This is a genomic window from Nesterenkonia sandarakina (assembly GCF_003003175.1).
In the GTDB taxonomy this organism is placed as follows: Bacteria; Actinomycetota; Actinomycetes; order Actinomycetales; family Micrococcaceae; genus Nesterenkonia; species Nesterenkonia sandarakina_A.
Genome location: NZ_PVTY01000038.1, coordinates 1 through 7,027 on the forward strand (window position 1 = coordinate 1; position 7,027 = coordinate 7,027).

Annotated in this window: 5 protein-coding genes and 1 pseudogene; 3 read left to right on the plus strand and 3 right to left on the minus strand. The window is 56.5% G+C overall.

Annotation, left to right across the window (positions count from 1 at the left end; all coding sequences use genetic code 11):
- The coding region (locus BCL67_RS14765) for an ATP-binding protein (RefSeq protein WP_181256045.1) at positions 1–251 on the plus strand (251 nt) is incomplete at its 5' end.
- 118 nt (positions 252–369) lie between these two features.
- Positions 370–1,680, plus strand: a pseudogene (locus BCL67_RS14770) (IS1634 family transposase); the annotation flags it as partial.
- A 333-nt stretch (positions 1,681–2,013) separates the two neighbouring features.
- Here the strand turns inward: BCL67_RS14770 and BCL67_RS15300 are convergent.
- From BCL67_RS15300 to BCL67_RS14780, 3 genes are all read right to left on the minus strand, one after another.
- Positions 2,014–3,252: a hypothetical protein gene (locus BCL67_RS15300; RefSeq protein WP_146131209.1), complete on the minus strand. Its 1,239-nt coding sequence runs from the start codon at positions 3,250–3,252 to the stop codon at positions 2,014–2,016.
- A 188-nt stretch (positions 3,253–3,440) separates the two neighbouring features.
- Positions 3,441–4,562 (minus strand): glycosyltransferase, encoded by a 1,122-nt coding sequence (locus BCL67_RS14775; protein WP_106124170.1) that lies wholly within the window; start codon positions 4,560–4,562, stop codon positions 3,441–3,443.
- Positions 4,547–5,392, minus strand: a complete 846-nt coding sequence (locus BCL67_RS14780) for a glycosyltransferase (protein WP_106124171.1) — start codon at positions 5,390–5,392, stop codon at positions 4,547–4,549. The genes BCL67_RS14775 and BCL67_RS14780 overlap by 16 nt, the downstream gene beginning before the upstream one ends.
- A 1,387-nt stretch (positions 5,393–6,779) precedes the next feature.
- On the opposite strand from BCL67_RS14780, the gene BCL67_RS14785 reads away from it, so the two are divergent.
- Positions 6,780–7,027, plus strand: a 248-nt coding sequence (locus BCL67_RS14785) for a transposase (RefSeq protein ID WP_146131210.1), incomplete at its 3' end; no start/stop codon positions are given.

Here is a 7,027-nt window from a genome sequence, read left to right on the forward strand (position 1 = left end):
TGGTCATCGATGAATGGCTCCTGGATCACCCGGACGAGAGGGTGCGCAGCATGTTGCTGGAGCTCTTGGAGCGCCGCTACGGCAACACCTCGACGGTGTTCTGCACCCAGTACGCTCAGAAGGACTGGCACCAGCGGCTCGGCTCTGGAGTCCATGCTGATGCGATCATGGACCGCATCGTGCACAACACCATCTGGGTCGAGACCGGCAGCTACAACATGCGCGAACACACCGCCATGAACGGTCTCTAGAAACGACGTTGAGGGCCAGTGGCTCCCACACGGGCGGTCACTGGCTCTCAACGGCAATACTGGTGGCTCCGAAAGGCAATATTGGGTGGCTCCCAACCCTTCGAATACTCATGCAGCCGCTCCGGCTGGGCCGGTGGTCACCGGCACCTCCTCCCAGCTGCTCTGGGAGGTCCTCGAGGGAACCTATGACCGCATCGGGTTCAACACTGTCGGTGATGACACGTTCAAAAAGCTCGTGCTGGCCCGACTGGTGGAACCCACCTCCAAGGCCGATACCCTCCGAGTCCTTGACGAGATCGGGGCCCCGGCCCCGGGACTGCGCACGATCTGGCGGACCCTGGCGGCCTGCATCGAGAAAGACTGGCGCGACGGCTTCTGCCGGGCGGCCTACGCCCACGCCATGTCCCGGACCGGGGCCGACGGGCTGGGCGTGGTGCTCTACGACGTGACCACCTTGTACTTCGAGGCCAATGACGAAGACGACCTGCGCAAAGTCGGGATGAGCAAGGAACGCCGGGTCGATCCTCAGATCGTGGTGGGCCTGTTGGTCGACCGGGACGGGTTCCCGCTGGAGATCCACTGCTTCGAAGGCAACAAGGCCGAGACCCTCACCCTGATCCCGGTGCTGCGCTCCTTTCAGGACCGCCACCACGTCGAAGACCTGGTGGTCGTCGCTGACGCCGGGATGCTTTCGGCGGCGAACCTCAACGCCATAGAAGACGCAGGGTTCTCCTTCATCGTGGGTTCACGGATCACCAAGGCCCCCTACGACCTGGCGGATCATTTCCAACGCCATGGGAACCACTTCGCGAACGGCCAGACCCTGGAATCAACCAGGACGATGGGTACCGGCGCTAAGGCCAGGGACCGCAGGCTCGTCTATCACTACTCCTGGCAGCGGGAGAAGCGAGACAACTACACGCTGAACAAGCAGATCGAGAAGGCCGAGAAGGTCGCCGGCGGCACTCGGGCGATCAAACGCGACAGGTTCGTGAAACTCACCGGCAAAAAACCCGGGGTCGACTGGGACCTGGTCGAACGAGCCCGGCAGCTGCTGGGGCTGAAAGGGTACGTGACCAATATCGGCCCCGAGGTGCTCGACGGCAACGCCGTCGTGAGTGCCTACCACTCGCTGTGGCAGGTGGAGAAGTCCTTCCGGATGGCCAAGAGCGACATTCGTGCCCGGCCGATGTTCCACCACCAGCGAGACTCGATCGAGGCGCATCTGACCGTAGTGTTCTGTGCTTTGGCTGTTGCCCGGTACCTCCAGGACGCCACCGGGGTGAGCATCAAGAAGCTCGTCCAGGCACTGAGGCCGCTGCGGACAGTCACGATCAACGTCAACGGCCACGAACTCACCGCAGCCCCGGCTATCAGCACAGAGACCCAAGAGATCCTCGATCTGATCGCCGCAAAATCTACGCACTAAATATGGCACGAGTCAGGCTAAGACTCCAAGAGGTCCCATGGAACCCAAGCGACCCCTCACGTTCGCCAGTTAATCTGCAACCCAACTCCGATCAGGTGTGAAGGTCCAGCTCACCGCACTGCTGATTACCGCCGCAGACGCTGTGGGCCCGCGGATCGCAGCATCTGCGGCCCCAGTGGAACTGTTCAATGTCAGGGATAACGGCCGAACGTAAATCGAGAGCGTAAGCCATTCCACGGAGTGGACTTGTCCTGTCCACAAGCAGAAATTAAATCGCAAAGTCGAGATCTAGGAACCTGTTCCTATACAAACAAAGAGTCATCGCAGCCAGTATCAACGCGACCACGACCTAGTACCATTCTCCAGCGGAGGACTTAAGTACCGAAGATTTTGTCTGCGTTTATTAGCAACAAGTGCCCAAGAAATAGCCATGCATGCGCCTGCAACCGCAACGGGAAGAAAACGGGACGAACCGAAATAATAAATCCTTACTATTTCGAGAACTCCAACGCAGGATGCGCAGTAGAGAGCAAATGCAACCACGTGACCCCGCGCAGTCCAACGCGCGAGGACTGCCAGCAGGAGCGCTGTCGCGACTACAACGAGAGCCCCGCCGATTTCACCGAACGCTATTTGGGGCACCAGCAAACCTGATCGGTTTGTGAAAGTTTCCAGACCGTAAGCCTGCTGAACCCCCGCCACAGGAGAAGCACCGAACAGCGATTCCCACAGACTTCCGTCAAAGAGCTGTCCCGGTGCAAGTTGACTTCCCAGCACGTAACCGTCGAATGCAGCAAGATTCAGGGCGGTTGCGTAATATCCCAAGAGCAGTGTTGCCGCATACGTCGAAAAATCACCATCGAACGACGCCTGCGCAGATGTCCAGGAACGAAAGAACTCAAATGCGCTGAAGACACCGAACAAGACCAACCACGAACCCACGACCAATAATCCAGCAGACACCGGGCGGCGGACCCAGGAAGGCGCCTCGCGCCTCAACACAAAATAGGCAATGGCCACGCTCAACACGATCTCGATGAGGGCCAACCTTTCACTGTTAAGAAGAGCGCGAGCAAATGCGAGAAACAAAAGAACTCCCACGAGCCGTCGCGCAGAACGACCGGTCGCTCTCTCTCGCAGAACTGCAAGGGGGGCAAGGATGGCTCCCAGTTGCATCCAAGTCGTGACGCCACTAATACTCTCGAAGTACTGCCCTCGCAATACATACATCGTGCCTGCTTCACCGCTCAGGAGTTGGAGCATTGTACCGAACCGGAGGCCCCGAAGCAGGGCATTTCCTATCCAGACCGCGTATGCCGTGAACGTTATGAAGGCCAACACCTTCACAACCCTCTCAAGCCACGCAACTGCAGTTGCGTCAAGTGCTATCTCAGCAACCGCGCGCCCGCGCATTGGGACCAGCACTACAAATATGACCAACATTATTACTAAGTACGCCAGAGCGGTTGCCCGAGTAGCCTCGTCGAGAAAGCTGGGCTGGCCGAAAAGCGGCAGGAACTGATCATCTGGGATGAGCAAAGATCCGACTAAGACTGGCAACGGAAGAACCACGAGCAATCCTGCGGGTGCGAAGATCCAGTGCATGGTGACTGGAACCCGAACCGTGCCTGGAACTCGGTTGGATGACCTGACCTCTACCTCTCGCGCAGTGCTCGCAGTCCGGGCCGCGCGAGACCTTCGTCGCTGTGAGCCGTGCCCTGAAGTGCCTCGTCTTGCCACTTTCTCCACCTTGCGCGCTTTCAACGGGCAAATCGCCCAGCAGCGCCTAATGAGGCCCATCGATTCGATTGCGTGCGTTCGGTAAGCTCAGCACGCAACGCGACGGCAGCGTCGTGCCAAGTGTGCCTTGTTCGCTCGGTATTCTGTCGTCCATCCCTCAACGCCTGAGCAATTGCTGAACTTAGCCCACCTGGGGTGGGCTTCGAGACGATTGCGTAATCTTTGAATACTGTGTCCATGCCGCTGTTCTCCGTCACCACTGCCGGTATTCCGAAAAACTCTGCTTCAGCAATTGGCAAACCAAAGCCCTCGTCTGTTGAAGCCATTACGACTGCCGAAGCACCGGAAACGATTTTCTGATATTCCTCGTCGCTAACGAAACCGGGGAGTTCAACACGCCCGCTAAGGCCTGCATGGGCTATGCGAACGCGAAGTTCTTCGGCGTAATCACCTCGCGCCCCAAGCACGACTAGCTTGGCCTGCGAAAAATCATCCAGATCCGCCACCGCTTTTGCGAATGCGTCGATTACCAGTTCGGGCCTCTTATTGTTGTGGTGGCCAAAAGTCACCACAGTCGGCACAGTGGCGCCCTCTGACCCGATCGGAACCACCCAATTTCTGGCGTGATCCCGCCCGTTCTCCACAACGGTTGTCTCCGCCCTCGGGACATACCTACGGGTCTCCCCTTCTGCTTTAGAGGAAATGCATGCATTGACTGACGCGTGTCCGGCCGACACCTCCCAGAGCTTCCGGTATGCCCGTTGGTGAGCTGGAAATTCATCGGGGTTGATCTTATGACGCCAGTCGTGCTGAAACGCAACCGCTCGTTTACGCGGGACCATTGGCGAAACAATAGGACTTAAAGATATAACAAAGTCCGCACGGCGGATAGCACCAACAACCGGGGTCGCAATGAGCTGCCCAATAGTCCTGCCCAGAACATGCTCGTTTGGCCAACGAACTACGTCAACGTCGCGCCCGGAAAACTCCGCCGCGACCCACGCTCCTCCGACAATCGCAACACTATCCTCTGCAAAAAGTTCAAGCCATGCGCTCACAAACTCGCTACTATGCAAGCGCATACCACCGGAAAACTCGGTTGATCCGAGGTTATCAAATACTATTCTCATGGTCTTGGCCACCCTAGCGATGCGATCTTCTTTTTTGCTGAGTCTGGACGAAGAGAAAGAAGACGTGGATATCGCGAGTAGAACTTAACCATAGAAGGGAGCTCCCGCACCCAAGGACCGACAGCTAGCTTTGACGTCTCGCGGGCCCACCCGTGCACCCAGCGAACTCTGCCGGTAACCGTTCTAGGAAGTCCTGCTGCCGCGGCTCGTAAACCTAAGTCGCTATCCTCATAATAGACAAAGAACCGCTCATCCCAGGGCCCCAAGTTCTCGAGCTGTTCACGAGTTCCCAAGACAACCGCGCCCATAAACCAAACCACGGGAACGTCTTCCTTAGCCGAAGCAAATATTCTATAGGATGAATCGGCACCGCTTGGATCCAAACGGTTTCGTACTTTATCAAAAAGGAACGGATATCCACGCCCGTTGGGCTGCAAAGAGCCATCAGGATTAGTCAATTGCGGAGCAACTATTCCTGCCGTAGAAATAATAACTTCCTCAAGCTCAATTAAATCTTCAAGCTTAGGGGAAACGTCTGGGTTAAGAAATCCGACGAATTTAGATTCCGAAGATCGAAATCCAATATTGTTAGCCGTGCCGAAACCAACGTTTCGCGTTAAGGAGATTACACGTGCGCCTAGTTGTCGTGCTACCTCAACTGAGTCGTCAGCAGATGCATTGTCAACAACTATCCACTCGACCTCGGAAGGCAACCGCACGTTAGACCAATACTCTCGAAGCATGGCAGCGCTATTGTAAGTGACGGTTACGAGAGACCACGATTCAAGGTTAACACGTGACATCTCCCCTGAAGAAAGTCCACGCTTACCAGTACTTGCCATAGCTCCGCCTACCGTTATATTCGTGGGGCCGTCTCAACTACTACTCTTGGCCCCTGAAGCTTAGATGTGGACATGTCGTCGTGTAGATACTTCCAAGACGCGGTTCATGAAACTCGACCGAAGCGACACACTCGCTGCAAAACGGCCTCGGTCTTATCCTTAGTCGTAGTACCTAACGTCCCTTAGGATACCTCCTTGGTTCAACCTAGGCTCGCTCCGCGAGGATCGGCGGGCTGAACGGGACGGGTCCATGACACTTCGCGACGACTAGTCACTGGGCGGCGGGGGCGCCACGGGCGACGCTTAACCCTGGTCTAGATTTCGCCATCGTGGCCGGGCAACGATTATCGACGCCGGATTCTCGACCTGAACCGCTATAGAACACTTCGATGGATCTGGGGGTCGTATTCGTCCACCCGACCGGGTCCGCAATTGCATAGAGTCAGCTAATTCGATCTGCACCCATAAATACAAGGACTGCAGCGTGCAATTCCCAAACTCGCCACGAATCGTCCTGGAGGGCGCCAACAAGCTTGGTAAATGGATTCTCTAGGCGAGGACCAAAGAGATGGAGTGCCCCAGTAATGCCCGTCAACGTTCCCCTCTCACTCACTCTCGAGGATGCCCAGACGGTTGCAACGATGAGGTCGGTGTGAGGGCTGCCTCAGTGGGCAGCGTGGATGCTTGTCCTCCCCCGGGGACGGTCTGATTCCGAGCAATGCATCATTTCGCGTGGCAAGGCACCTATAAGAAAGTCTGTGCGTCCGTGTCACGCGCTAGTAGGGCCCAGATGGCGCCTTCGCACAGAACTTGCTGACCCTTAGGTGGCGGATTGAGGTCCGGGGCAATCATTGACTTTTCGCGTTCCGAAGCCGATTCTAGTTGAACCAACGCTTTGGCACGTTACATGCGATCAGTAGAGTTCAAATTCATAGCTGAGCTTCCGAGGCGTTCCAGAACGTTCCGTTCCATCACACCGATAGGTGGATACTTAATATGGAACGTACACGACGATTAACTTCGAGTGAGTGACTCCATTTTAAGGAAACGGGTTGGTCATCGTTATTGCGGTTGACGCCACACCAACGTCCTGAAGTCTCACAGCTGACGTTTTGTACACCTGACTTCTAGTTATGGCTTCCGTTCAGTCAGGGCCGGCGAGGGCCATGGACATTAACTAACTCGTCCGGCCAACCTGCAACCCACTTTTGGGCAAGACGCATCTACTAGCGACAGGCTCATTCCATTGGAAACAAGATTCTCGGCAAAACCTGTTCTGCGTAGCTTGATTCTCAGCTCACTCATCGAGTTATGAATCGTGGGTCTGCCGCACGAATAGGTGACATCTGATCTGGCTTGCCTGAGGGCGGCCTGGAAGGATGAACCTGTGCCTAAGCCCTATCCTGCTGAGTTCCGCGACGATGTCGTCCGCGTGGCCAGGAAACGTGAACCCGGAGTCACGATCGAACAGATCGCCAAAGACTTCGGCGTCCACCCCATGACGCTGCAGAAATGGATGCGCCGAGCTGAGATCGATGACGGTGCCAAGCCGGGTCAGACCCGCACCGAGGCAGCCGAGCTGCGCGAGGCTCGTAAACGGATCCGGCTCCTGGAACAAGAGGTCGAGGTGCTGCG

Excerpts from the sequence above, each read along its gene's own strand:
- BCL67_RS14780 (WP_106124171.1), bottom strand. The coding sequence starts at position 5,392 with ATGGCAAGTACTGGTAAGCGTGGACTTTCTTCAGGGGAGATGTCACGT.